We start from the raw sequence: 25,201 nt of genomic DNA, 5'->3' as shown, positions 1-25,201 counted from the left end.
CTGGGCGCACTTGGCTCCCGCGGATGGTTCGTAGTACGCTCGGTTGCAATCAGCTGCGTGTCACGCTTCAATGCGGCTCCTTCGGCCGCTGTTAACGGGGTCATCGATGGGTTTGGGGCAGATTCTGCGAGCGTCTAGCGCCTGCGTCCTGGCAATCGCCGTGGGCGGTGGCTGCAACGGACCGAGTCTCGAGGGCCTTCGCTTCAGCTGCCAGGCCAGCGCGGACTGCGGCGGGGGCTTCGTCTGTCAGGGCAATCCGCGCGAGTGCGTCGCCGCCTATAAAGACGTCAACGGGGTCTCCGACGGCCGATTGGTGCTGGGCATGACGGCGGCGATCACCGAGGGACTCTCCGCCCTCGCGCCGGTGGGTCGGCAGGCCCTGCTGGGTTTTCGCGCCTATTTCGACAAGGCCAACAGCACCGGTGGTGTCTTCGGGCGCGAGGTGGTGGTCGAGGTCGAGGAGGACGAGTACAAGGCAGCCCTCACCCTGGAGAAGGCAGAGGAGCTGATCGGCGGCACCCCGCGCAAGGCCTTCGCGCTGGTTGGCGTGTTGGGCAGTCCCAATGCGCTGGCGGCCGCGAGGCTGGCCACGGAGAAGCGGGTGCTGCTCTTCGCGCCGGGCAGCGGGGCCGACGAGTTGGAGGAGGATCCGCCGGCGCGCTACGTCTTCAATGTCCGGGCGCGCTACTCGGAGGAGGCGGAGCAGCTCACGGCCTACGCGCTGAGCACGCTCCGGATTCCGCCGCAGAACGTGGCGGCCTTTGGCCAGGGCGTCAGTGAGTTCGCAGGGACGAATGGACCGCAGGATCTCGACGAATTCGGTGCGAGCGGGCGTCGGGGCGTGGTGCGCGGCCTGGCGGCCCACCAGATCGCCGAGGAGGCGGTGCTTGCGGCCTCGTATAACGCAGGGGCAGCGGCGGTCAATACGAGTCGCGCGATCGGTGAAATTCTGCGCTGGATGGCGCAACCTGCCAGCGCGGCGGGTCGGGTGCCGGCCGTCGATGGCGATGTCGCCACGGCGGTCGTGATCGCGGCGCTGCCCAACGCCGCCGCGAGCTTTATCTGCGGCCTCGAGGCTGAGATCAAGGCCGTGCAGGCGACCGGCAGCGCGCCGTCGAGCTGGTTCGCTCCGGCCCCATCGACCCAGGAGATCGCGCAGCTGAAGAAGGTCAAGACCCGGCGCTATTTGGCGCTGTCGCCGGTGGGTATCGCGCTCAAGAGCCTCTTCGGTATCTACTGCGATCCGACGAACTCGGCCGCCGCCAAGACGGTGATCGCCACCACCGTGCCCGACCCGACTCCGGGGTCGTCGAGCGCCAGCGCGGTGCTCGAGTTCCGCGAGGACCAGGCCGCCTACTTCACGCGCCACGAAACAGACGCCTCCGAGGAGCTGAAGCTGGCGACCGTGACCAGTCCGATTGCCCTCGAGGGCTATCTCTCGGCCAAGCTGCTCCTTTCCGCGCTGCGCCAGCACGGGCCCGATCTGACGACCGAGTCCTTCATCGACACGCTTGAGACCCTGAGCGTGGACGTCGGCATAGGCGCGCCGCTCGCGTACTCGCCGGTGAGCCATCAGGCGACGAAGCGACTCTACGCGGTCGAGCTCCAGGCCGACCATAGCCTCAAGCCGCTGGGGCTTCTGACGCGGGAGTAGGCGGGTCTTGGCCGAGCGCAAGTACAGAATTTGGATGTGGGTGGTGGGGGCGCTGGCGATCACGCTGGCGCTGGTCATGGCCCTCGTTCCGCATGGGCCGCGTGGCGGTCCTGGCCGCCGCGTGCTGGAGGTTGTCGCCGGCGAGCGGGCGGCGGATGGTCGCGCGGGCCACGCGGAGGATCCCGCGGGGGCAGCAGTCACGCCGACTGGGCGCGCAGGAGTGGCGCCGGTAGGGGCGGCTGCGGCTGCGGCCGCGGCCGCGAGCCCCGCCGCGACGGACCAGGTTGCGGAGGCGCGGCGGTCGCAGCAGCCGCGCCTGTCCGCGAGCGCTCGCTCACGTGACCCGCGCCCGTTCAAGGGTTCGTTGAGCGGAGCGGCGGCGGCCAAGGTCACGGCGATCGCGGGCGCTGGTACGCTCGCGCCGGCCGCACGCGCTGAAGGCTCAGCGGCGACGCCCGCTGGAGACGAACTCGATGCTCCGCCCGCGCCGACGCGCGCCGCCGCGAGGCCCGACGCGCCGCGAATCGATCTGATCCCCGATGATCGTCGACCGGCCATCGGTGTCGTCGGCGAGCCGGAATGATGAGACGCCTAGGAAACGGAGCGCCCATGGACCCGCGCATGCCTTGGTTGACCCTTCTGCTCGTCTTGGTCCTCGGCGCGCCGGCGCTCGCGCGCGCCGAGGGCGCGGCGAGTGGCGCGGGCCAAGAGCCGTCCCAGGCCACGGATCCGGCGCGCCGCGTCGAAGCCCTCTACGCCGAGGGTGTGGCGCTCTTTCGCGCCGGCGCCTATCGCGAGGCCCTCGCGCGCTTCGAAACAGCCTATGGCGTGCTTCCGGTGCCGAACCTCCTCTACAACATCGGGCGCAGCTTCGAGGCGCTCGGCGAGCTCGACCGAGCGCTTGCCAGCTACCGGCGCTGCATGGACCATCCGGACTCCTCGGGTGAGGCCAAGCTGCGCTCGGCCCAGCGCTATGAAACGCTCGTCCAGGCGCGGGTCACTGGTGCCCAGGCCACGCGCCCGATCGAGGCGGCGCCGCCACCGGCCGCGCCGGCGCTGCAGCCCGCGGAGCCCGGGGCGTGGCGGAGCACCGCCGGCTGGGTCGTGCTGCCCGTGGCCTTGGCCGCCGTCGCCGCGGGGGGAGTGGCCTTTGTGCTGGGCGCTCGCGACCACGCTGGAATCGAGGATCTGCTCGGCTACGGCGATCCGGCGAAGGTGCTCGAGATGACGCGCGCCGAGGCGCTCAGGCGCAGCGACGATGGGCGCCTCAAGAAGCAGATCGGCGTCGGGTTGCTGGCCGCCGGTGGGGTGCTCGCGGCCGCCGCGACGGCGTTGCTGATCTGGCCCGCGGAGCGCGGGACCAGGGGGCCACAGGGGGGCGTCGCGGGGCCACTGACGCTGGGCGTTACGCCCTTGGGCGCAGCGGCCGGCGGTGCGCCGGTGACGGGTGCGGAGCTCGTGCTTCGGGGGGGCTTCTAGGTGGCGCAGGACAGCAGAGGCTCGACGCTCGGCGGCTTTCACCTTGGCGAACGGCTGCACGTTGGCGAGGGCAGCGAGAGCTACGTTTGCGTTCGACCGGGCGATCCGGCGCTGCTCCTGCTCAAGCGGGTCGCGCCACCAGCGGAGGTGCGGCCCTTCCTCGCCACGGTCGAGGTCGAGCGACGCTTCGAACATCCCGTGCTCTGCCGGCAAATGGAAACGGGTCGCGATGGCGAGGCGGTCTTCTCCGTGCGCGAGCTTGCCTTGGGCAAGGACCTGCGCGGGATCGTGCGGCGGCTCGTGCTGCAGCAGCAGGCAGTCGACGAGGCCACCGCGCTCTGGGTGACGCGCGAGCTGTGCTTGGCGCTCGAGCACATCCATCAGCGTGTCAAGGCGAAGGATCCGGTCCGCTGCCAGATTCGCACGCGGAGTGTCGTACTCAGCGACGATGGCGCGGTCCACCTGGTAGGACCGCTGGCGCCGGGCTCGGGCGTCGACCCGGTGGCGGATATTCGCGCGCTGGGGCTTTGCCTGCACGAGATGCTCACGGGGACGCTGTCCACCGCTGAGCAAGAGGCGGCCGGGCCGCCCGCAGGCTCGCTCGCGGCCGGGCTGATCGAGGGTGCCTTGGCCGAGCGCAGCGTGTCGCGTTTGCGCGAGGCGATCGAGGAGCGGACGAAGGGCCAGAGCACGACGCGCGAATGCGTCGCCGAGTTGGTCAAGCGCGTGTTTCCACGCGGTCGGCAGACGGAGGATGTTTGGCGCGCCAATCTGCGCCAGGCGGCGCGCTCGGCGGCGGTCGCGGATACAACCGCGCGCAGCGTGGCCATGGCGGAGCTGACGCCAGCGGCCACGGCGGCCGACGCGGTTCCGACGGCCGCGTCGACGACGACGCCCCCGGCCCTCTCCTCCCAGCGGACCGGCCTTTGGTCGTGGCCGGCGGGGGCCCGTCTTCCGGTGCGCGGCATCATCTTCGCGCTCGTCGCGACCCTCTCCGCGCTCTTTGTGGTCTATCGACTGGTGGTGATGCTCTCGCCGCAGCCGGGTCGGGTGGTCGTGCGTTCCGAGCTGCCGATTGAGGTCGTCGTTGACGGCGTTACGCCTGGCCAGTGGGCGCCCTGCGACCTCGTGTTGCCGAAGGGCCCGCATCGCTTCCTCTTTCGCTTCCCCGGGACCGGCCGGGAGTTCGAGAAGGTCGTCGAGGTGCCGTCCCATGAGGTGGTTGAGCTGCGCCTCCACGATCACGACTTCGCGGCGACGAAGGCGCGGTGACCCAGGACCCGGCACGGGCGCGTGCGCGAGCCGCGCCGGCTTGTGGATTGGGCACCACGCGCTAGAGCGCTCCACCATGTTTCCAGGCGATCCGCCATGAACCTCACCAAGCTGCGACAGAGCCTCGTTGCCGGCGATCTGGAGGCTGCGCGCCCGCTTGTCGCGGAGCTTGGCGCGGGCGATGCCGACCTTGGGCGCGCCTTTGGCGAGCTCATCGAGGGGGTCGACCACGTCTGCCACGGCGGGCGGGCGGCCGCCGCCGAGAAGCTGCTCCAGCGGCTCAGCAACGTGCAGGCCGGCAGCGCCGACGTGCGCTGGTTGTCTTGGCTCTGGCGGGCGACGGGGCTCGTGCGCAGCGGTCAGCTCGACGTCGCGCGCACCGCCGCGGATCTCGCGCTGACGATTGCCCGCCAGGTCGATCCGGCGAGTCAGGCGGTGACGCTCGCGCTGCGAGCCGCGGTTGCCTCGCTCCAAGGCGACTTCGGCCATGCGCGGGTTCGGGTCGTCGAGGCTGCAGCGCTGCTCGCTGGTGATTCGATAGCGGTGGCCCAGCTCTGGTTGTTTTGGGGCCAGGTGATGCTCGCCACGGGCTGCCAGCGAGAGGGTTTGCGGGCGCTCGGGCAGGCGGCCCTGGCCGTTCGCCAGCCCTGGGCCTGCGTGCCGCTCGGGCGCCAGGCGCTGATGGCCAATCGCGTCGGTGAGGCCGAAGATATTCTCGCGCCGCTCGCGACCCTCGGCCTCGCGCTGGGTGATGACGTGCTCTGTCTGCTCGATCTGGTCGCCGAAGTGCATGCCGGCCGCATCGGGGCGAGCGTCGTCGGCGAGTACCTCTGGACGACCTCGCAGGCGATGACACCGCAGGTGGCCGGCCTGGCCGAGTCGCTCGTTGAAGAGAAGTCCGGCTACCCGCGTTTGCGCCTGCTGCTGGCCTGGGATCTGGCCCAGGCGGGTCTCTTCGACCGGGCCCTTCAGCAGCTCGGCGCGATCACCGCGTCCAGCGGCGCGACCGATGAGAGCGTACGCAATGCCGCTCGGCGCAGCGTGGTGGCGGTCGAGGCTCTGCGTGGTCGCTGGCATCAGGGCGTGCTGGATGTGGTGCGTGTGGCCGCCTGGGCCTTGGGGGCTGGACGCGCTCCAGCGGCGGAGAACACCCAGCAGGAGGGGGAGCTCTTCTGGATTCGGCGCGCGATCGGGGCCGGTCAGCTCGAGCGCGCGGAGGAAGACCTCGAGCTGATTCCCGAGCTGGATGAGACGCTCCTGCAACAGGAGCGCGAGTTCCTGCAGGCGGTGAGTTCCGGGGCCATTCCCTTCGAGGTGGCGCAGGAGTACGTCTGGATCGCCGAGCGCCTGCTGACCGAGGAACAGCTCGGGCTGGTGCGCGCGTTCGCCGACGAGAACCGCTCCTTGGAGATGCTGCAGCTGGTGATGGCTCGAGACCTGCTGCGCGAGGGCTTTCGCCACGACGCGCGCTCAATGCTCGAGGAGCTCGTGCGGCGCTCGCAAAGCGAGGAGCTGAAGCTCGCTTGCAGGCGCGAGCTGCAGCAGTTCGTGACCGCGCGGCTGACGGTCGATCTCCCCCCGGCGATCGATCTCGCGACCTTCGTCAGGAAGCCGCTACCGTGGCCCTCGGTGGTCGATAAGAACAGCCTGCTCTTCTGCGGGCCGCTGCTCGAGCTGCCGCTGGCCGTGGCCGAGGTCGCGGAGACCATCACGCTGGAGGCCGGGGAGACGCTGCACGCCCAGGGTGGCCGCGGTGAGATCCTCTACCTCCTGCGGCAGGGTGAGCTCAACGCCAGCCGCCTTCGCGGCACGCTGGCACAGGAGCTGGGCCCCTTTGGCGCCGGCTCGTTCTTGGGCGAGATCGGCACCCTCTATGGAATGCCGAATACGGCGACCTTGACGGCCGCCACGGGCTGCGAGATCGGCGTGATCAAGCGGCGTAGCCTGCGCCAGGCGACCGAGCGCGCGGCGACGACGGTCGTGATGGAGACGCTCCGTCAGCTCTACTGGGACACGGCGTTGCACCTCTGCCCGCTAACCACGCCGACGGATGAGCAGTGGATCTCGCAGCTCGCGCTGACCGAGGGGCGCTCGCGCATCTTCCGTCCCGGCGAGCCGCTCAGCATCGAACCCGAGGCGCCGCTGGCGATCCTGATCTCGGGTGTTGGCCGCGTGATGGCCGTCGAGCACGGCGGGGTGACCCTCGGCTTCGCCGTGCCGGGCGACCTCGTGCTCAACGCGGCAGCCCGCCTGCTGCGCGTGCGGGCCGAGACCGTATTGTCGCTCGCGGTGGTGAACAGCGCCGATCTCGAGCGTCTCTCGACGGCCAGTCGGCAGGCGCTCGAGGAGCAGCTCGGACGCTTTCTGCATGCGATGCAGACGGTGGGCGTGCTGAGCGACGACGAGCAGCGCGCCATCGTCGCTCAGCCCACGATCGTCGACCGCTTGCGTGCGCTGGCCCAGGGCGACCCGCTCCAGGCCAACGACTTGCGCTAGGCCGCGCGCCCGCGCCGCCACCACGCTCGCTTCAGCCGGTGAACCAGGCGTTGAGGAAGCGCATGTAGTAGATCGCCAGGATGAAGGCGAAGGCGAAGATGATCAGCCGCTCGGCCGTGCGCCCGCGGCTCAGCGCGGCGAGGCCGAAGAATCCGGGGAAGACCACCCCCGTGTAACGCAACATGCTGCGGATCGTCCCCGTGCTCAGCGGAAAGAGCACGCTGAGCAGCGTGTAGGTCCAGAGCGCCGGGTGCATCTGGCGCAGCGCCATCATCAGGCCCAGGCCGAGGAAGCCGAGCGTCGGCGCGAGCTCCAGCAGGCGATGCATATTGGCGTCGTGGCGTTGGGCGAAGCTGAAGTCGATGCGGCGCCCGTCACGCAGGAGCGCGACCCAGGGCGCGGTGGGGCGGCGGTTCCAGTTGCCGAGGTAACGAGCGAAGGCTAGCGGGTCGCCGAGCTGCCGCTGCAAGATCAGCATGAAGATGGGGTAGGAGCCGAGGGTCAGGAGCAGCCAGAGGCTACGCCACTCGAAGGGCGCTCGCCGGCGTTGGAGCCGCCCCTGGAGCTGCTGCCAGGCCAGCGTCGCCGCATAGCCGAGAAAGAGCGGGAGCCCGGCCGAGCGCGTCAGCCCGGCCAGCAGGCCACAGATCCCGGCGACGAAATAGCGGCGCCGCAGGAAGAAGTAGAAGCTGGCTGCGCTGGCGAGCAGGAAGAGCCCCTCGGTGTAGAAGGCCGAGAGGAAGTAGGAGGAGGGGTAGACCAGCAGGTAGATCAAAGCGCGCCGCGTCCGCTCGCGACCGACCAGCTCCAGGCCGATCGCCGCGAGGAAGATCAGGGCCAGCGCGGTGCTGAGGTTCGAGACCAAGAGCCCGGCCAGGTAGAGGTCGCCCGTCAGCGGGCGAAGCCAGCGCGCGAGGTAGGGATAGAGCGGAAAGAAGGGCGCGTTCGATTCGCCCTCGGCCGCGTAGTAACCCCGCTCGGCGATCCCGGCGTACCACAGCGAGTCGGAGCGTACGTGGGCGCTGAGAAACCAGTGATCGGGGGCGACGGGAGGGCGCGCGCCCTCGCGCTCATAGGTCACGTTGGCGGCGACGAAGGCGAGGACGAGCAGCGCGCCGCGCCAGATCAGAAAGAGCCTGAGACCTTCGCCGACAGCGCGCCTTAGCGGCGCCGGGGTCGGGTCGCAGACGCCCTCGGTCGGCAGGGCGGCCGGCCTAACGCTCTTGGGGTCGACCATCGGCTTGGGGGTCGAGCTCGTCATCGCGCGTTCGTCGAGGTCTGGGGCCATCCGGGTCGCGCGGCGTCGCCTGCCCTACTCCGCCCGGGCGACCAGGTCGTAGTCGCTCGTGTCCTCGACGCGGGCGCGCACCAAGGTGCCTGGGGCGCCGCTCGCGTCGGCGAGAATCACCGTGCCGTCGATGCCGGGCGACTGGCCCGCATGGCGGCCGGTCAGCAGCAGCTCGCTCTCCTCGCTGACCCCGTCGATCATCACCTCGAGCAGCTTCCCGCGCAGTCGCCGCAGGCGGCGGCGACTGCGCGTGCGCTGCAGGGTCATCAGCTCGTCTCGACGCTCGGTGGCCAACGCGGTCGGCACGGTCTCGCTCTGGCTTGCCGCCGCGGTGTCCTCCTCGGGCGAGAAGACGAAGGCGCCGAGGTGATCGATCTCGGCCTCGCTCACGAACGCGCAGAGCCGGCGATGGGCCTCCTCGCTCTCCCCCGGATGGCCGACGAGGAGCGTCGACCGGATCGCCACGGTGGGCATCGCGGCGCGCAGATTCGCTAGCGCCTGTCTCACCTGCGCGGCGCCGTAGCCGCGTCGCATGCGGCGCAGCACCTCGTCGTCGATGTGCTGGATCGGTAGATCGAGGTAAGGGACGACCCGTGGCAGCCGCGCCATTTGCTCGGCGAGCTCGGGCGTCACCAGCGAGGGGTAGGCGTAGTGCACGCGAAGCCAATGCAGGCCCGCCACGCCGTCGAGCGCCGCCAGGAGCTGTGCCAGATCGGCGTGCTCCTCGTCGCGCAGGTCGCGCCCGTAGGCCGTGCTGTCCTGCGCCACCAGAATCAGCTCGCGCGCGCCGCGCGCCACGAGCTGCTCGGCCTCGGCCACCAGCGAGCCGATCGTGCGGCTGCGCTGGCGACCGCGCATCAGCGGAATCGCGCAGAACGCGCACGGACGGTTACAGCCCTCGGAGATCTTCAGGTAGGCCGTGTGTGCCGGGCCGCAGAGCTCGCGGGCGTACTCCGCCTCCTCCAGCCCCTCCGCTGGCCCCACGGTGATGCGTGCGCCGGCCGCCACCTCACGCTGCTCGAGGATCCCCGCTAGACGACCGAGGTCCGCCGTGCCGATAAAGGCGTCGACCTCCGGTAGCTCGCGCGCGAGCTCCTCGGGATAGCGCTGGGCCAGGCAGCCGGCGACGAGCAAGAGGCGGCAGCGGCCGTCGTGCTTCTGCTGCGCCAGATCGAGGATGGTCTCTACCGACTCTTGCTTGGCGGCCTCGATGAAGCCGCAGGTGTTGACGACGATGATCTCGGCCTCGGCTGGCGCCGCGCCGAGCCGCAGTCCCTGGCGCCGCGCCAGCCCCGCCATCCGTTCGGTGTCGACGGTGTTCTTCGGGCAGCCGAGGGAGACGAAATGAATCGCCGTGGAGCTGGGGCTGGGGATCGCTGCGCTCATGGTCCTCGGCTGGCCGCTGTGACGGCGCTCCGCGCGGCGAGCCGCGCCAACATGCCGTGCCCTTGATAGCCCAAGCGCCGACCGCGCGCCAGTCGTGGCCCGCGGTCGGCGCTGCCGCGGTCGTGCGCTACACTCTGGCCTCGATGGAGCAACGGGCGCCGCCGACCGCAACGATCGCTGTCCGCGCGCCTCGCCGCTGGCGAGGCCGCGCGCGGCGCCAGCGGCCCAGTCTGCTGCTGACCCTGGCCGTGGTGACGGCGAGCTGCGTTGGCGCGGCGAGCGAGGGCGAGCGGCATCCGCCTGCGCGCGCGCCCGGCGGCGAAGGCGCTGCAGACCAGCCAGGGGAGGGCGTCGCGTCGCCGCTGCTCTTGGGGGGGGGCGAGTCGTCGCCAGCGGTGCCGCGCGCCAAGCGGCCCCTGCTGCTGCTGCTCCACGGCTATGGCGCCGGCCCAGAGAGCGTGGTCGAGGGCCTCGGTCTCGCGCGGCTGCTCTCGCGGCAGAGGCTGCTCGCGCTCGTCCCCGCGGGCCGCCTCGATCGCCACGGCCAGCGCTTCTGGCGGGCCGGACCGGCCTGCTGTGACTTCTTTAGCACGGGCGCCGCCAACGCCGACGATGCACCGCGGCTCCAGGCCCTGCTGGAGCAGACCTGGCGCGCTCAGCGTGCCGATGCCCGTCGCCTCTACGTGGTGGGGCACTCGAACGGCGGGCATCTGGCCTACCGACTGGCCTGCGCCGGCGGCGGGCGCCTGGCCGCCGTGGTCAGCCTTGCCGGTGCCGACTTCTCCAAGGGGCCCTGCCCCTCGCCGCCGCGACTGAGCGTGCTCCACGTTCAGGGCGATCGCGACCCGATCGTGCCCTATCGACCGGCCTGCGTGCCGCGGCCGGGGCCGCGTAACTCCCTTTGCTATCCGGGTGCGGAGGCCAGCACGCGGCGGTGGGCCCTGCGCCTCGGCTGCGCGGCACGTCGGGTGGCCGAGGCGCCGCTGCGCGTAGGCGCTGCCCTCTCGGTTTCGCGTGAGCACTATGCCGACTGCCCTCCCGGGCTAGACGTGGCCCTCTGGACCGTGCGCGGCGGTGGCCACACTACGGCCACCTTCGCCCCGCTGCTCGACGCGATCTGGGCCTGGCTCAACGCGCATCCGCGGCCACCGCCCTAGCCCGCCCGTGGGCGGTCACGCCGGGCGCCACTCGGGCGATTGGGCGATCGGAGACCCTCTCCGAAATCCGAGGCGGCGCGTTGGTCGCTCGCTGACTTGGGCTATCATCGCCGGCGATGCGCCCCTCGGTCTCAGCGCGGATCTTCACCGGGTTCGTGTTGGTGATGTGCACCTTCGGCGCCGCGCTGGCCTACAGCGTCTACAGCACGCATGCGGTGCGGCGGCGCCTGGAGCTGATCGGCGCGCGCTACCTCGAGCTGACCCTGGGCCTCAGCGAGCTCTACACGGTGCAGCGGGGACTGCTCGGCGTCGTCGCCGATCGGGCCAACGGCAGCGAGGCCTCGGCCTTGGTGCGCCAGCAGGTCCGGCTCGCGCGGCAGCTGCGACAACGCGAGCTGCGGCGCGCCCTGCGCCTGGCCACGGGCGATACGGGGCGCCTGGCCGCGGCCGAGCAGCAGATCTTGGCCCGGGCGCATCAGCGGTTGAGCCAGGTGCAGCAGGCGATTTGGCGGCGCGAGCCCGACTTCGAGCGGCTCTTTGGCGTGGCGGGCGAGGCCGCGGTCTTGGGGCGGCTCGGCCGTGAGCTCGGGCGCCACGAGCGTCAGGTCGCCGGGGTGTTTCGCCGCTTGCGCGGCGAGATGCGCGCCCAGGTGCAGCAAGCGGCAGCCGATCTCGAGCAGGATCAGCGCGAGGGGACCTGGATCGGACTGGCCCTGGCGCTGGTGGCGCTCGCTGTCGGCGCGGCGGTCACGGCGCAGGCGCGGCGCACCTTGCGCCCGCTGCGTACCCTGGCCGACGGCACGCGACGTATCGGTGCTGGCGATTATGCGCGTCGCATCCCCGTCGGCGCAGAGGATGAGCTGGGCCGCCTCGCCCGCGACTTCAACGCGATGGCGGCAGCCCTGCAGGAGCGTGAGGAACGGCTGATTCGCAGCGAGCGGATGGCGGCCGCGGGTCTGCTCGCCGCGCACATCACGCATGAGGTGCGCAACCCGCTCAACTCGATCTCGCTCAACACCGAGCTGCTCGAGGAGGTCCTGTCCCAGCGCGGCGCGGGCGCGGTCACCGACGAGGTGCGACAGCTCTGCACGGCGATTCAGCGCGAGGTCGACCGGCTGACGGCGATCACCGAGGAGTACCTGCGTCTGGCGCGTCGGCCCGAGCCCTCGCGGCGCGCCGAGGACCTCAACGTACTGGTCCGCACCCTGGTCGAGTTCGTCGGTGCGGAGCTGCGGCAGCAAGGCATCGTTTGCACGCTCGAGCTTGCCGAGACCCTGCCGCCGGCGGCCGTCGACGAGAGCCAACTCCGTCAGGCGCTGCTCAATCTGCTGCGCAACGGGGCCGAGGCGCTGGCGGGTCGCGGCGGCGAGCTCCGCGTGAGCACGCGGTCGCTGGGCAGTCGCGTCGAGGTGGCGATCGGCGATGACGGACCGGGCATCGGCCCCGGCGATCTGCCGCGCGTCTTCGAGCCCTTCTTCACCACGAAGCAGGGGGGAACGGGGCTTGGGTTGGCGCTCACGCGCCAGATCGTCGAGGACCACGGTGGAACGATCGAGGTCAGCAGCGCGCGCCGACAGGGCGCGCTCTTCACGCTGACCTTGCCTTCGGCTGTACCCGGCGATAGCATCGTGATCTGACTAACGGACGCCTGACTAACTAAAACCTGACTGACTAGAACCTGATGTGGTGAATCGGCGCGATGGTGGATAGCGAGGCGGGCGAGCAGCGAGATCGACCACGCACGGCGCTCGCGCTCAAGGTCGAGTACCCGACGCTTGACGGCTTCCTGCAGGACTACGAGGACAACATCCGCCACGGCGGGACGATGATTCGCACGCGCCGTGATGTCGCCGTCGGCGATGAGCTGCGCCTCGCCGTGTCGTTTCCGCGCTTGCTGCAGCCGATCGCGCTCGAAGGCGTCGTGCAGTGGGCTCAGCCCCCGGTCGACGGCGAGCAGGCCTTTGGCGTCGAGTTCAGTCGTCAGCCCGAGGGCGGCTGGATGATGCTGGCCGAGCTGGTGCCGCGTCTCGCCGCGCGCGACGAGCGCCTCTTCGGGGCGCGCACCCCGCAGATCCTCGTGGCCGACGACAACGAGCACATCGCCGAAATGATCTGCCGTGGGCTGCAGGCGCGGCTGCGTCGCGGCAGCGCGCCAGGACCGACCTGTCAGGCGCAGCGTGTCGCCAACGGGGTCGACGCGCTGAGCTGGCTGGAGGCTCAGGACTGCGATCTTCTGCTCGTCGACGTGATGCTGCCGCTGATCGACGGGGTCGAGCTGGTCGGCCGCGTGCGCGCCGACCCACGCTGGCAGCGGCTGCCGATCGTGGCCTTCAGCGCGTCGCTCGAGGCCGACCTGGCGCAGCGGGTCATCGACGCGGGCGCGGACGCCTTCATCGCCAAGCCCTTTCGGCTGGCGGACCTGCTGGACACGGTCGATCGCCTGCTCGAGAGCTGAGGGGCGCAGCGGCGCTCGCGTCGCGGCGCGACGCGCGGCTGGCGGGAGCGGAGGGTCCTGGTGCTCGCTGCTCCCTCAGGGGTCGATCAATCCACGACGAATCGCCTCGCTGACGGCCTCGGTGCGGTTGGAGACCTCCAGCTTGGCGTAGATGTGCTCGAGGTGGGTGCGCACCGTCGCGCGGCTGAGCCCCAGCGTCTCGGCGGCGTGGCGATTGGTCAGCCCCTTGGCGATCAAGGTCAGGATCTCGCCCTCGCGCGGCGTCAGCCCGGGCCCCGAGGGCGCCGGCGAGTGGAAGCGCCGCAGCAGGTTGCGCGCGAGCTGCGGCTGTAGCACGCTGCCGCCCTGGTGGACGTCGCGCACCGCCTCGACGATCCGGCTCGCCGGGGTGCCCTTCAGCAGGTAGCCGCTGGCGCCCGCGCGGATCGCCTGCAGCACCCCGTCATCGTCGTCGAAGATCGTGTAGATCAGGACCTCGGTCGTGGGCTGGGTGGCCCGAATGCGCCGCGTGACCTCGATCCCGCTCAGGTCGGGCAGCCCAAGATCCAGCAGGACGACGTCCGGTCGCTGCTGCGCGATCACCTCGAGGGCATGCGCGCCGTCGCGAGCGGTGCCCACGATCGCCAGCTCGGCAAAGCCCTCGAGCAGCCGCACCTGCTGCGAGAGGATGGCCGCCTGGTCCTCGACGATCACCAGGCGAATGGGTTCTTGCCCGGGTTCGCTCACGGGCGCCATCCTAGCACCTGCGGGGAGGACTTCGCCGCGGCCGCCCTTGGCCGGCGGCGTTTCTTGGGTTGGGCCGCGACCTCATGCGTATAATGCGACCGAGCAAGCGCGGCTTCGGCGCGAGCGTTGAGGGGCCTAGCCTCGGCCGTCCGCGGCGCCGGGGTAGCCTTGGGAGCGAGCGAGGATGCGGCGACTACAACCCGTGCAGGTGGGCGTTCAGTCGGCCGGCCTGGCAGGCGATGGGCGGGCGACGTCAGCGCGCCGGTCGGGCGCCTGGCTGCCGCTGGCTGCGCTGCTTTTTGCGTCGCTAGCGTCGCCGCGGGCGGCCGCCGCGGCGCCGGGGTCGGGGTCGGGGTCGGGGTCGGGGTCGGGGTCGGGGTCGGGGTCGGTCCGCGTCGCCGTACTCGGCGTCGAGACGCGCGACCTCTCCGAGGCCCTCGGGCTTCCGCTCGAGTTCAGGTGGGCAGTCGAGCAGTCGCTGCGCCGAATGCCTGGCCTGCGCCTCCTGCCCTGCAAGACGCTCGAGGAGTTCAAGCTCGTCTTCGGCTGTCTCGACGAGCAGGCCGCGTGCATGGCTCGCGGTGGCGCCGAGCTCGGCGCGGACCGCCTGCTCTGGGGCCTTCTCCAGCCGCGGGGCGAGCAGTGGCTGCTGCGTCTACAGTGGTTCGAGGTGGCCTCGGCGCGCAGCCTCAACGTCGTCGAGCTCGCGTTGCCGGCAATGGCGGACCGCGAGACGGTGGCGCGCGCTCTGACGCCCGCTTTGCGCCGCCTGCTCGGGCTACGCCTCGGCACCCTGATCCTGCGCCTGCCCCTCGCCGAGGTCGAGGTCTGGGTCGATGGCCAGCGGCGGCCCCTCGTGGCGGGCCGCGTCTTTCGCGCGACCGAGCTCCCGCGCGGTAGCCATCGCGTCGAGGTGCGCAAGCAGGGCTACCTGCGCTGGCAGCGCGAGGTGCAGATCGCCGCGGACCTGCAGACTGACCTTGTGGTCTCGCTGCGACTCGCGCGCGCTGGTGCTGGCGGCGCCGGCCCCGCTGCTGCTGCCGATTGACAGCCGGGCCTCGGACTGTCAGCTTCCGCCCCGATGGAACGAGTCTTCAGCGGTATCCAGCCGACCGGCGTGCTGCACCTGGGGAACTACCTGGGGGCGGTTCGTAACTGGGTCGCGATCCAACACGACTACGAGTGCATCTACTGCGTCGTCGACCTGCACGCGGTCACGCAGTCCTATGCGGTCGAGGAGATGCCGGGGCGGATCCTCGAGCTTGCGACCGGACTCCTCGCCTGCGGCCTCGACGCGGCGCACGTCCGATTGTTCGTGCAGTCGGCCGTGCCGCAGCACACCGAGCTGGCGTGGATTTTCACCTGCGTGACCTCGATGGGCGAGCTCAGCCGGCAGACGCAGTTCAAGAGCAAGTCCGAGCAACAAGCGGATAACATCAACGTCGGCCTCTTCGCTTACCCTGTGCTGCAGGCGGCGGATATCTTGCTCTACAAGGCCTCGCGCGTGCCGGTGGGCGAGGATCAGGAGCAGCATCTCGAGCTCAGCCGGGAGATCGCGCGGCGTTTCAACGGCCGCTTTGGCGCGACCTTCCCCGAGCCGCGCACCCTCTTCACCTCGACGCCTCGGGTGCGTGGCCTGGACGGCGCCGCGAAGATGTCGAAGAGCCTCGGCAACCATATCGCCGTCGACGAGGATGAGGCCGTGTTGCGCCGCAAGCTCGCCGGCGCCGTGACCGATCCCGCGCGGCAGCGGCGATCCGATCCTGGCCACCCCGAGATCTGCAACATCTTCAGCCTGCACGGCTTCTTCAGCGGGCCTGAGCAATGTGAGGAGATCGGCGCGGCGTGTCGCGCGGCCGCCATCGGCTGCGTCGACTGCAAGAAGCGCCTGGGGGATCAGCTCGTGGCGCATTTCGCGCCGATCCGTGAGCGCTGGCGCGCGCTGCGCGAGCGACCCGACGAGGTGCGCGAGGTGCTCGCGCAAGGGCAGGGGCACTGCCAGCAGCTCGCCGAGGCGACGATGCAAGAGGTGCGCGCCAAGATGGGCCTGAAGTGGTAGCCCGCCGCGCGGCTCGCCGCCGCGCGCTCGTCGCCGCCCTCGGCCTGCTCTGCGGCGCCTGGGCCTGCGGAGCCAGGGCCGGGAGCACGCCGGAGAACGCCGCGCGCGCGTTCCTGGAGGCCGCTGGCGACGGGCAGACCGAGGCGCTCTTCGCGCTGCTTGCGCCTGCGTCGCGCACCATGCTGCAGCGGCTGGCCCGACGTGCCACGCTGCAAGCCGGCGGTCAGCGTCGGCTCAAGGCCGAGGACCTGCTCGTCCTGGGCTTCGCGCGGCCGCGCTTCGAAGCGTCAGAAATCGAGCTGAGCTACGCTGATCGTGATCGCGCCCAGGTGCGCTTGATCAGCCGGGCGGATCATGGCAGTGAGCTGCTCGATCTGCAGCGCGTCGATGGTCAGTGGCGCGTCGTGCTGCCGCAGCCCGCCAGCGACCCCCTCCGCTAGCAGCGCGCCTCAGCTACCGGCCGTCGCCAGCTCGTGGCGCTTCAGCAGCTCGCGCAGATGGTAGCGCGTCAGGCCGGCCTCGTGCGCGGAGCGCGTGATGTTGCCCTTGTTGCGGTCGATCAAGTTGCGCAGGTAGAGCCGCTCGAAGTGATCGACGACACTTTGCTTGGCGTCCTTGAAGGCGATGCCCGGCGTGAAGAGCTCCGGTGGAAAGCCCGCGCTCGCCGAGCCAGAGGCGACCAGCCCCGTGGCCGCGGCCGAGACGCTCGCGGAGGAGCCGAGGCTGCTGCTCGTCGGCGAGTTGACGAAGCCGCGGCCGAGGTTGAGGTCCGCGCGCGTCACGACCGAGGTGTCGCAGAGTGACGCGGCGCGCTCGACGACATTGCGCAGCTCGCGCACGTTGCCTGGCCACTCCTGGTTGACGAGCGCCATCATCGCGTCGGGGGCGATGCTGAGCTGCATGCCGCGGCGCTGCGAGACGTCAGTCAGGAAGTAGTGCACGAGCTGCGGCACGTCGTCCTTGCGCGAGCGCAGGGGCGGGTTGTGCACCGTGATCACCGAGAGGCGAAAATAGAGATCCTCGCGGAACGCGCCCTTATGCACCATCGAGCGCAGCTCGCGGTTGGTCGCGGCCAGCACGCGGACATCGACCTTGATCGTGCGGTCGCCGCCGACGCGCTTGATCTCGCGGTTCTCGAGCACGCGCAGCAGCTTGGGCTGCAGTCCGACGTCGAGCTCGCCGATCTCGTCGAGGAAGATTGTGCCGCCCTGGGCCTGCTCGAAGCAGCCGCGCTGCTGGCCGACGGCGCCGGTGAAGGCGCCCTTCTCGTGACCGAAGAGCGTCGACTCGATCAGATCGCGGGGGATCGCGCCGCAGTCGAGCACGACGAAGGGCTTGCCGCGTCGCGTGCTGTAGTCGTGAATGCTGCGCGCGACCAGCTCCTTACCGGTGCCGGTCTCGCCCGTGATCATCACGGTCAGATCCGTCGGCGCGACCTTCTCCAGGTTGGCGAAGATCTCACGCATCGCCACGCTTCCGCCGAGGACGGAGCCAAAGCGATCCTCATCGCTGAGGGCGATCTCGACGACGTCGTTGAGCGGCTGAAAGACCAGCTCCGTATGGCCGACGCGAAAGCGCATGCCGGGCTTGAGGAAGACCTCCTTGATACGGACGTCGCCGACGAAGGTTCCATTGGTGCTTCCGGTGTCGATCAACCGGTGCCCGTCGTCGTCGCTGGCGATCTCGAAGTGCGTCCCCGAGACGGCCTTGTCCTCGATCTGAATATCGTTGATCTGGCTGCGCCCACCGACGACGCGCGCCTTCGTCAGCTCGAACTCGCGCTTGCCGCCTTCGCCTCCGGCGACGATCACGAGCTTGCTCTTCCGGAGCTGTCTGAAGGCGGCTCGCCCGCCGTCGAAGACCGTGGTGACTGCAGGGTTGTCCGTCATCGTGTCGGCTCTCTTGGCCAGGGCTCGAGCGAAACTCGTCGCGGCCAGCTTGCGGTGAAGGAAGAAATGCTGAGCAAGTCCGTCCGAATCCTAGCGGAGCTGGGCGGCAAGTCAAGCTGCCGGCGACAGCCCTGGCCAGTGCCAAGGCCAACGCGCGGCCCGGGCAAGCGCTCCCTGGTTCGGGGCGCGACGCTCAGAAGGTCGAGCTGTAGCTCAGGAGCGCTTTCATGTAGTTCGCGCGCTCGAACTGGGTGGGGTCCGGACAGTGCAGCTGACTCATCGAACCCTTGAGTTGCTCGACCGAGGTGTACTCATGCTGCTCGAGCCAGCTCTGCAGCGCCTCGAGCAGCTTCCGCGGGTAGGCTGGGCCGTTTCGCAGCAGCGCAGAGGCCAGCATCGTGACGTCGGCGCCGGCGAGCAGCAGCTTGATCACGTCGTTGGCCGTGTGCACGCCGGTCGTGGCTGCAAGCGAGAGCGCGACGCGTCCCTTGAGGATTGCGATCCAGCGCAAGGGCAGGAGCAACTCGGCCGAGGTGCTGAGCTCAACGCCGGGACGGACCTCCAGCGACTCCAGGTCGATATCCGGCTGCATGAAGCGGTTGAAGAGCACCAGGCCGTCGGCCCCCGCTTCACGCAGTCGCTGGGCCATCTGCGCCAGCGCGGTGAAATAGGGGCCGATCTTCACCGCCAAGGGAATGCTGATCGCCGCCCGGACCTGCTGCACGAGCTCGAGGTAGCGCTGCTCGACGGCCTCGGCGCCGAGCAGGGGGTCGGCGACCATGTAGTAGATGTTGAGCTCCACCGCGTCGGCGCCGGCCTCTTCGAAGAGCTTGGCGTAGCGCACCCAACCGCCGCTGGAGACGCCGTTGAGGCTGCCGATCACCGGGATCGACAGCTCCCGCTTCGCCTCCTCGAGATGCGCTAGGTAGGCGTCCGGCCCGGTGCGATAGCTCGTCAGCTCTGGAAAGTAGTTCGCGGCCTCGGCCGAGCCATCGGCGCCGAAGTCGCGCAGGCGCGCCAGCTCCAGCTCGTCGTGGTCGATCTGCTCCTCGAAGAGGGAGGGCAGCACGACCGCGGCCACGCCGGCTCGCTCGAGCGCCTTGAGCTGCGTGATGTGGCCCGTCAGGGGCGAGGCCCCGGCGACGAGCGGATTCTTGAGCTCGAGCCCGAGGTAACGGGTGCTCAGGTCAATGGTCGTCATGGCTGGTTTCCTCGCAGTCTCTCTCGCAGTCGCTATTGCGGCACGTTGCGCTCGACACCGGCGAGCTGCTCGTAGAGGCGCCAGCGTTCGTTGACGTCCTCTTGGGCCAGCGCCAGCAGCTGCTGGGCGTGCTCTGGCTTGGCCTTCGCCAGCATCGCGAAGCGCGCCTCGGACATCACGAAGTCCTTGAGCGGCATCGCCGGCTTACGGCTGTCGAGCACGAAGGGCTTTCCGTCGGGGGTCGCGCCGCTCTGCGGCGAGAAGCGATAGAGCGGCCAATACCCGCTCTTGACCGCGTCCTTCTGGTGCGTCATCGAGGTGGTCATATCGATGCCGTGCGCAATACAGGTGCTGTAGGCGATGACCAAGGAGGGGCCCGGATAGGCCTCGGCCTCGACCAACGCGCGGATGGTCTGCCGGGGCTGCGCTCCCAGCGCGATCTGCGCGACGTAGACGTTGCCGTAGGCCATCGCGATCATGCCGAGGTCCTTCTTGCCGCTGGCCTTGCCGCTGGCGGCAAACTTGGCGACCGCACCACGCGGCGTGGCCTTCGAGGCCTGACCTCCGGTGTTGGAATAGACCTCGGTGTCGAGCACCAGGATGTTGACGTTGCGTCCCGAGGCCATCACATGGTCGAGGCCGCCGAAGCCGATGTCATAGGCCCAGCCGTCCCCACCGATGATCCAGAGGCTGCGCTCGACCAGCGCGTCGACGACGCTCGTCAGTTGCCGCGCGGCTGGGCGTCCGCCGAGCGTCTCCAGCGCGCGCGTGAGCTCGGCGACGCGCTGCCGCTGCTCGGCGTAGCCCGCCTCGCTGCGCGGATGCTCTTGCAGCAGCGCCTCGTAGCTCGCCGGGCTGAGCGTCGGCCGCAGCTCGTCGGCGAGCTCGGCCAGCAGCTGTCGCGCCAGCGTGCGCTGTTGATCGAGCGCCAAGCGCATCCCGAGTCCGAACTCCGCGTTGTCCTCGAAGAGCGAGTTGGCCCAGGCCGGTCCGCGGCCGTCGCGGTTGGCCGACCAGGGCGTCGTCGGCAGGTTGCCGCCGTAGATCGACGAGCAGCCGGTCGCGTTGGCGACGACCATCCGATCGCCGAAGAGCTGGCTGAGCAGCTTGAGGTAGGGCGTCTCGCCGCACCCGGCGCAGGCGCCCGAGAACTGGAAGAGCGGCTCGAGGAGCTGGGAGCCCTTGACCCCGTCGGTCGCGACCGACTGACGGTCGATCTCCGGCAGCGCGGCGAAGAAGGCGAAATTGGCGCGCTCGCGCTCGAGGTGCGGGTCCTTGAGCTGCATGTTGATCGCCTTATGCTTGGCGACCTCCTTGCTGCGAGCCGGGCAAACGTCGACGCAGACAGCGCAGCCGGTGCAGTCCTCTGGCGCCACCTGAATCCGCATCAAGGTGCCAGCGGGCTGTTCTTTGCCGCCCCAGGGCCGCGTGACGAAGCCCGCGGGGGCGCTGGCGGCGGCGGCCGGCGTGAAGGTCTTCATGCGAATCGCGGCATGCGGGCAAACGATCGCACACAGGCCGCACTGCGTGCAGATCGTGTCGTCCCAGATCGGGATCTCCGTGGCGATGCTGCGCTTCTCCCAGATCGCCGAGCCGACGGGGAAGGTGCCGTCAGGCGGGAGCGCGCTGACCGGCAGCAAGTCGCCTTGGCCGCTGAGAATCAACGCGGTCACGCGCTTGAAGAAGTCGGTCGTGCCGTCGAGGGCGGCGAAGTCGTGGCGGCGCAGCGCGCTGCTCGCCCGCGCCGGTACGGTGACCCGCGCGATACCCTCCAGGCTGGCGTCGACCGCCGCGTAGTTGCGGCGCAGCACGGCGTCGCCGCGCTTGTTGTAGGTCTTGGTGATCGCGTCCTTGATCTGAGCGATCGCCTCGTCGCGCGGCAGCATCTTCGAGAGGCCGAAGAAGCAGGTTTGCATCACCGTGTTGATGCGACCAGGCAGCCCGGCCTCCTGCGCCACCTTGTCGGCGTCGATGACGTAGAAGGTCAGCGCTTTGTCGATGATCTGCTGCTGCGTCTCCTGCGGCAGCTTCTCCCAGACCTCCGCAGCAGCGTAGGGGCTGTTGAGGAGGAAGGTGGCGCCAGGCTCCGCGTAGCTCAGCACGTCGAGTCGCTCGAGGAAGCTGAACTGGTGGCAAGCGACGAAGTTGGCGCGCTGGATCAGATAGGTCGAGTGAATCGGCCGCGGGCTGATGCGCAGGTGCGAGACGGTGATCGACCCCGACTTCTTCGAGTCGTAGACGAAGTAGCCCTGCGCGTGCAGCGGCGTGTTCTCGCCGACGATCTTGACGGTGTTCTTGACGGCGCTGACGGTGCCGTCGCTGCCGAGACCAAAGAAGACCCCGCGCGTCGTGTCCTTGCCCTCGGTGTCGAAGTCGGCGTCCCAGCGCAGGCTGGTGTGGCTCACATCGTCGACGATGCCGATCGTGAAGTGCCGCTTCGGCTTGGGCTCGGCGAGGTGGTCGAAGACCGCCTTGACCATCGCCGGCGTAAACTCCTTCGAGGAGAGCCCGTAGCGCCCGCCGATCACCCGCGGCAGCGGCCGGCTGGCGCCGGGGCCCGTGCTCCAGGCCTCGTGCAGAGCTGCCAGCACGTCCTGGTAGAGCGGCTCGCCGAGGGCGCCCGGCTCCTTGGTGCGATCGAGCACGGCGACGCTCTGTACGCTCGCGGGCAGCGCCGCGACGAAGGCCTCGGCGTCGAAGGGGCGATAGAGCCGCACGGCCACCACGCCGACCTTGCTGCCCTGCTGCTGCAGCGCGTCGACCGCCTCGTGAACGGCCCCGACACCCGAGCCCATCAGGACGATCACGCGCTCAGCATCGCTGGCGCCGTGGTACTCGAAGAGGTCGTAGCGGCGGCCGGTGCGCGCGGCAAAGGCGTCGAGGGCGTCGCGGACAATGCCCGGGACCGCGGCGTAATAGGGGTTGCAGGCCTCGCGGGCCTGGAAGAAGACATCGGGGTTCTGCGCCGAGCCGCGCAGAACCGGCCGGTCGGGGCTGAGGGCCCGCGCGCGGTGCGCCTGCACCAGCTCGTCGTCGAGCAAGGCGCGCACGTCCTCGACGGGCAGCGAGACGATCTTGTTGACCTCGTGTGAGGTGCGGAAGCCGTCGAAGAAGTGGAGGAAGGGCAGGCGGGCGCGCAACGTGGAACGCTGCGCGATCAGCGCCATGTCCTGCGCCTCCTGCACGGAGTTGGCACATAACATCGCCCAGCCGGTGCTCCGCGTCGACATCACGTCGCTATGGTCGCCGAAGATCGAGAGCGCATGCGTGGCGAGGGTCCGCGCGGCGATATGAAAGACGGTCGGCGTCAGCTCGCCGGCGATCTTGAACATGTTCGGGATCATCAGCAGCAGGCCCTGCGACGCCGTGAAGGTCGTCGTCAGCGCGCCGGCCTGCAGCGCGCCGTGGACCGCGCCGGCCGCGCCAGCCTCGCTCTGCATCTCGATGACCGTTGGGGTCGTGCCCCAGAGGTTGGGATCGCCCTCGGCGGCCCAGGCATCGGCGAACTCACCCATCGCCGAGGCCGGGGTGATCGGGTAGATCGCGATGACCTCATTGGTCAGGTAGGCGATGCGCGCGGCGGCTTCGTTGCCGTCCAGGGTGACCATGGTTGCGGCGGTGTCTGAGCCCATGAGCTTTGTATCCTCCACGCTTGCAGAGAGCGAACGAGCGCCGGCGTCGCGCGGCGCGACGCCCGACGCACGCCGTGCCGGGTGACCGGCCAGCGGGTCCTGGGCGTCGCGCTGATCAAGCCAAACGCTGGCGTCGACCGGACGACGACTGGGCATCGGCAAACGCGGCGAAGTCTACTGTTTCGCTGGCGACCTGTCAGCAATTCCCTCGGTGCAACACAATTCCCTCGGTGCGGGGACGGGCCTCGGTGCGCCGAGCGAGGGGCGCGCCTCGGTGATTCCTTCCGAGGTCAGTTGGGCCCATGGCGATTGGGGCCGCGGGGTGGCCGCGGCTTCGGGCTGCCGACGCTACGGAGTCGGTGTCGGGGTCCCCAGCGCTTGAAGGGCTGAAGGAAGCAGGCGCCGATCGCGGCGCCGGCCAGCGCGGCGCTGAGGTCGAGCCAGGCGCGGTCGAGCAGGGCCAGCAGCAGCAGGGCCCCGCCGACGATCGACGCCGCGGGGCGCACGCGCAGTCCGAGCGTGGCCTGGCCCCAGAGCAAGAGGTGCTCCGCGTAGACGACAGCACTGGCGAGCAGGATCGCGAGCGTGGCCCCCGTCGCCCCGCAGACCAGCGTGGAGGGACGGCTCAGCCCGACCAGGGCGGCGGCTGCTAGCCCACCGGTGCCGCTGGCCAGGTAAAAGACCCGGAATCGCCCGCCGCCCCAGGCGCGTTCGAGCGCGGCGCCCAGCAGCCAGAGCACGGCAAGGTCGACCAGCAGCGTGCGAGCGTCGAGATGTAACACCAGCGCGGTGATCGGCTGCCACAGCTCGTGGCGGCCGAAGACGCCCGCTGCGCTGAGGGCGAGGTGCCGCCGGACCCAGGCCGGTCCATCGGCAAAGACATAGAGCAGAAAGATCGCCGCCTGGAGGCCGAGCAGGGCGAGGGTGGTGCGCGGCGGACGCCCGCCGAGGCGCAGCAGCTTGGTGTCGGCGTTGATCCAGACTTGACGCATCGGCGGCCAGCGTAGCGAGCCGCCAGCCGCCGGGCAACCCGTCTCGCACCCCTATAGGGCGCACCCTTTTATAGTGGACCCCTAACACCCGTCACCGCACCCGTCTGCACCAGGGTGTCTTTGCAAGGGTGTCACGGCTTCGGGGGATGAGCTTGGGGGAGGGCCTTGGGGCGTCGGCGGAAGCAGTCGGCCGCAGCGCCGCGGCCGCAGCGCCGGGGCTGGACGGCGGAGGGGCGCTGCACGTACAACAGCGCGGCTGCGGGGCCCTCCGGAGGCGGGGAGGCGACCGCCAAGGGAGTCTTCGATGCGCGTGATGTACGTCTTGCCGACGCAGGCCTTTGGCGGCGCCGAGCGGCAGGCACTGCTCCACATCCGCCGGCTGCCCGACTACGGCGTCGAGGTGCTGCCGGTCGTCGGACCCGGCAAGCCGATGTGCCGTGCGCTCGAGGAGGCTGGGGTTCGCGACTACGTTTATCTCGATGATGTGCCCGAGGAAACCCACAGCCAGCTCTCCCTCTGGGGCAACGTTCGCTACTGCGCGCGCTACTTCAGCACGGCAAGGCGCGCCGCGCGGCGCCTGGTCGAGCTGGCGCGAACCGGCGGTGTCGACGCCATCTTCGCGGCGCGCACGATCGGCTGGATCGTCTCGGCTCGCGCGGCCCGCCGCCTCGCGCTGCCGCTGGTGGTGCGACAGGGCAGTCGGCCCTTTCATCCGATCGCCAAGCTGGGCGCGCGGCTCTCGCCGCTGCTGCTCGGGGGTCGTCCGACGGCGATGCTCAGCAACTGTGAAGCGGCGCACCGCATCGTGGCCCCATTGATCGGCGTCGAAGGGGCGATCCTGCCCAACGCGGTCGACTGCGCGCGCTTCGACCGCGCGCGGGTCGAGCCGCGCTTTCGCAGCGCCCTGGGGCTGGGGCCGGACGTGCCGGTGGTCGGCCTGGCCGCCCGCCCGGCGCCAGACAAGGGCCTCGAGTTCCTTGCTGAGGTCGTTGGCCGGCTGCGCGAAGCTGTGCCGGGCCTGCGCCTGCTGATCGCCGGCGACTACGGCTGGCGCGCGCACTATGAGCGCTGGTTCGCAGCGCGCGGTCTCGCGCAGCAGGTCACCTTCCTCGGTCACGTGGTGGACGTCGAGGCGTTCTACGCGAGCTGTGACGTCGTGGTGCTGAGCTCCAGAGAGCGCTCGATCGAGGCCTCGCCCAACGCGCTGCTCGAGGCGATGGCGATGGAGCGCCCGCTGGTGGCGACCAACGTTGGAGGCATCCCCGAGGCGGTCGACCACGGCGTCGAGGGTTTCCTCGTCGATCCCGACGACGTCGAGGGCTTTGCCGCGCACCTCGGGACGCTGCTCGGTGATGCCGCGCTGCGGCAGCGGATGGGCGCTGCCGGACGACGTCGCATTCAGCGCCAGTTCGGCGAGGCGGAGGTGATGCGGATCCTCGTCGGCACCTTGCAGCGGGTCGTCGAGGACGCGCGCGGCGCGGGCCGGTCTCTGGCGGCGCCCGGCTAGCACCGAGC

Annotated in this window: 19 protein-coding genes; 12 read left to right on the top strand and 7 right to left on the bottom strand. The window is 70.3% G+C overall.

The window, feature by feature from the left end; all coding sequences use genetic code 11:
- Positions 1-106: 106 nt before the first annotated feature.
- The 5 genes from IPL40_10150 (at position 107) to IPL40_10130 (ending at position 6,901) form a co-directional block, all read left to right on the top strand.
- Positions 107-1,654, top strand: coding sequence for an ABC transporter substrate-binding protein (locus IPL40_10150; protein ID MBK8481522.1), 1,548 nt, complete (start codon positions 107-109; stop codon positions 1,652-1,654).
- Between the two features lie 7 nt (positions 1,655-1,661).
- Complete coding sequence (locus IPL40_10145) at positions 1,662-2,237, top strand: hypothetical protein (GenBank protein ID MBK8481521.1); 576 nt, start codon at positions 1,662-1,664, stop codon at positions 2,235-2,237.
- Between the two features lie 26 nt (positions 2,238-2,263).
- Positions 2,264-3,133 (top strand): tetratricopeptide repeat protein, encoded by an 870-nt coding sequence (locus tag IPL40_10140; protein MBK8481520.1) that lies wholly within the window; start codon positions 2,264-2,266, stop codon positions 3,131-3,133.
- Positions 3,134-4,405 (top strand): hypothetical protein, encoded by a 1,272-nt coding sequence (locus IPL40_10135; GenBank protein ID MBK8481519.1) that lies wholly within the window; start codon positions 3,134-3,136, stop codon positions 4,403-4,405.
- 96 nt (positions 4,406-4,501) lie between these two features.
- Positions 4,502-6,901, top strand: coding sequence for a cyclic nucleotide-binding domain-containing protein (locus IPL40_10130; protein MBK8481518.1), 2,400 nt, complete (start codon positions 4,502-4,504; stop codon positions 6,899-6,901).
- Positions 6,902-6,932: 31 nt separating this feature from the next.
- Here IPL40_10130 and IPL40_10125 read toward each other — a convergent pair whose 3' ends face one another.
- Together IPL40_10125 and rimO are read right to left on the bottom strand one after the other, a co-directional pair.
- Complete coding sequence (locus tag IPL40_10125) at positions 6,933-8,162, bottom strand: hypothetical protein (protein MBK8481517.1); 1,230 nt, start codon at positions 8,160-8,162, stop codon at positions 6,933-6,935.
- 51 nt (positions 8,163-8,213) lie between these two features.
- Positions 8,214-9,575: a 30S ribosomal protein S12 methylthiotransferase RimO gene (gene rimO / locus IPL40_10120; protein MBK8481516.1), complete on the bottom strand. Its 1,362-nt coding sequence runs from the start codon at positions 9,573-9,575 to the stop codon at positions 8,214-8,216.
- A 62-nt stretch (positions 9,576-9,637) separates the two neighbouring features.
- On the opposite strand from rimO, the gene IPL40_10115 reads away from it, so the two are divergent.
- The 3 genes from IPL40_10115 (at position 9,638) to IPL40_10105 (ending at position 13,187) form a co-directional block, all read left to right on the top strand.
- Positions 9,638-10,732 carry an alpha/beta hydrolase fold domain-containing protein gene (locus IPL40_10115; protein ID MBK8481515.1) on the top strand — a complete coding sequence of 365 codons (1,095 nt, stop codon included), beginning with the start codon at positions 9,638-9,640 and terminating at the stop codon, positions 10,730-10,732.
- Positions 10,733-10,848: 116 nt separating this feature from the next.
- Complete coding sequence (locus IPL40_10110) at positions 10,849-12,369, top strand: HAMP domain-containing protein (GenBank protein MBK8481514.1); 1,521 nt, start codon at positions 10,849-10,851, stop codon at positions 12,367-12,369.
- Positions 12,370-12,431: 62 nt separating this feature from the next.
- Positions 12,432-13,187 (top strand): response regulator, encoded by a 756-nt coding sequence (locus IPL40_10105; GenBank protein MBK8481513.1) that lies wholly within the window; start codon positions 12,432-12,434, stop codon positions 13,185-13,187.
- A gap of 75 nt (positions 13,188-13,262) precedes the next feature.
- Here IPL40_10105 and IPL40_10100 read toward each other — a convergent pair whose 3' ends face one another.
- Positions 13,263-13,922 carry a response regulator transcription factor gene (locus IPL40_10100; protein ID MBK8481512.1) on the bottom strand — a complete coding sequence of 220 codons (660 nt, stop codon included), beginning with the start codon at positions 13,920-13,922 and terminating at the stop codon, positions 13,263-13,265.
- Between the two features lie 478 nt (positions 13,923-14,400).
- Here IPL40_10100 and IPL40_10095 point away from each other — a divergent pair, with 478 nt between their 5' ends.
- From IPL40_10095 to IPL40_10085, 3 genes are read left to right on the top strand one after another with little or no spacing between them, the layout of a single operon-like run.
- Entirely contained in the window at positions 14,401-14,961 is a 561-nt protein-coding gene (locus IPL40_10095) for a carboxypeptidase regulatory-like domain-containing protein (protein ID MBK8481511.1), read from the top strand.
- 33 nt (positions 14,962-14,994) lie between these two features.
- Complete coding sequence (gene trpS, locus IPL40_10090) at positions 14,995-15,972, top strand: tryptophan--tRNA ligase (protein ID MBK8481510.1); 978 nt, start codon at positions 14,995-14,997, stop codon at positions 15,970-15,972.
- Positions 15,966-16,412, top strand: a complete 447-nt coding sequence (locus IPL40_10085) for a hypothetical protein (protein ID MBK8481509.1) — start codon at positions 15,966-15,968, stop codon at positions 16,410-16,412. Before trpS ends, IPL40_10085 begins: the two co-directional genes overlap by 7 nt.
- A 9-nt stretch (positions 16,413-16,421) precedes the next feature.
- On the opposite strand, the gene IPL40_10080 is transcribed toward IPL40_10085, so the two are convergent.
- The 4 genes from IPL40_10080 to IPL40_10065 form a co-directional block, all read right to left on the bottom strand.
- Complete coding sequence (locus tag IPL40_10080) at positions 16,422-17,861, bottom strand: sigma 54-dependent Fis family transcriptional regulator (GenBank protein MBK8481508.1); 1,440 nt, start codon at positions 17,859-17,861, stop codon at positions 16,422-16,424.
- A gap of 193 nt (positions 17,862-18,054) precedes the next feature.
- Positions 18,055-19,053, bottom strand: coding sequence for a dihydroorotate dehydrogenase-like protein (locus IPL40_10075; GenBank protein MBK8481507.1), 999 nt, complete (start codon positions 19,051-19,053; stop codon positions 18,055-18,057).
- A 41-nt stretch (positions 19,054-19,094) separates the two neighbouring features.
- On the bottom strand, positions 19,095-22,694 hold the full coding sequence (gene nifJ / locus IPL40_10070; GenBank protein MBK8481506.1) for a pyruvate:ferredoxin (flavodoxin) oxidoreductase: 3,600 nt from the start codon (positions 22,692-22,694) through the stop codon (positions 19,095-19,097).
- 290 nt (positions 22,695-22,984) lie between these two features.
- Complete coding sequence (locus IPL40_10065) at positions 22,985-23,686, bottom strand: rhomboid family intramembrane serine protease (protein MBK8481505.1); 702 nt, start codon at positions 23,684-23,686, stop codon at positions 22,985-22,987.
- A gap of 304 nt (positions 23,687-23,990) precedes the next feature.
- Here IPL40_10065 and IPL40_10060 point away from each other — a divergent pair, with 304 nt between their 5' ends.
- Positions 23,991-25,193 (top strand): glycosyltransferase family 4 protein, encoded by a 1,203-nt coding sequence (locus IPL40_10060; protein ID MBK8481504.1) that lies wholly within the window; start codon positions 23,991-23,993, stop codon positions 25,191-25,193.
- Positions 25,194-25,201 lie beyond the last annotated feature (8 nt).

This window comes from Pseudomonadota bacterium, assembly GCA_016711215.1.
Classification (GTDB): Bacteria; Myxococcota_A; Polyangia.
This window is presented reverse-complemented; position numbering and strand designations above follow the sequence as displayed.

Excerpts from the sequence above, each read along its gene's own strand:
- IPL40_10065 (MBK8481505.1), bottom strand. The coding sequence starts at position 23,686 with ATGCGTCAAGTCTGGATCAACGCCGACACCAAGCTGCTGCGCCTCGGC.
- rimO (MBK8481516.1), bottom strand. The coding sequence starts at position 9,575 with ATGAGCGCAGCGATCCCCAGCCCCAGCTCCACGGCGATTCATTTCGTC.
- IPL40_10140 (MBK8481520.1), top strand. The coding sequence starts at position 2,264 with ATGGACCCGCGCATGCCTTGGTTGACCCTTCTGCTCGTCTTGGTCCTC.
- trpS (MBK8481510.1), top strand. The coding sequence starts at position 14,995 with ATGGAACGAGTCTTCAGCGGTATCCAGCCGACCGGCGTGCTGCACCTG.
- IPL40_10060 (MBK8481504.1), top strand. The coding sequence starts at position 23,991 with ATGCGCGTGATGTACGTCTTGCCGACGCAGGCCTTTGGCGGCGCCGAG.
- IPL40_10130 (MBK8481518.1), top strand. The coding sequence starts at position 4,502 with ATGAACCTCACCAAGCTGCGACAGAGCCTCGTTGCCGGCGATCTGGAG.
- IPL40_10105 (MBK8481513.1), top strand. The coding sequence starts at position 12,432 with ATGGTGGATAGCGAGGCGGGCGAGCAGCGAGATCGACCACGCACGGCG.
- IPL40_10100 (MBK8481512.1), bottom strand. The coding sequence starts at position 13,922 with ATGGCGCCCGTGAGCGAACCCGGGCAAGAACCCATTCGCCTGGTGATC.
- IPL40_10150 (MBK8481522.1), top strand. The coding sequence starts at position 107 with ATGGGTTTGGGGCAGATTCTGCGAGCGTCTAGCGCCTGCGTCCTGGCA.
- nifJ (MBK8481506.1), bottom strand. The coding sequence starts at position 22,694 with ATGGGCTCAGACACCGCCGCAACCATGGTCACCCTGGACGGCAACGAA.
- IPL40_10110 (MBK8481514.1), top strand. The coding sequence starts at position 10,849 with ATGCGCCCCTCGGTCTCAGCGCGGATCTTCACCGGGTTCGTGTTGGTG.
- IPL40_10125 (MBK8481517.1), bottom strand. The coding sequence starts at position 8,162 with ATGACGAGCTCGACCCCCAAGCCGATGGTCGACCCCAAGAGCGTTAGG.
- IPL40_10080 (MBK8481508.1), bottom strand. The coding sequence starts at position 17,861 with ATGACGGACAACCCTGCAGTCACCACGGTCTTCGACGGCGGGCGAGCC.
- IPL40_10095 (MBK8481511.1), top strand. The coding sequence starts at position 14,401 with ATGCCTGGCCTGCGCCTCCTGCCCTGCAAGACGCTCGAGGAGTTCAAG.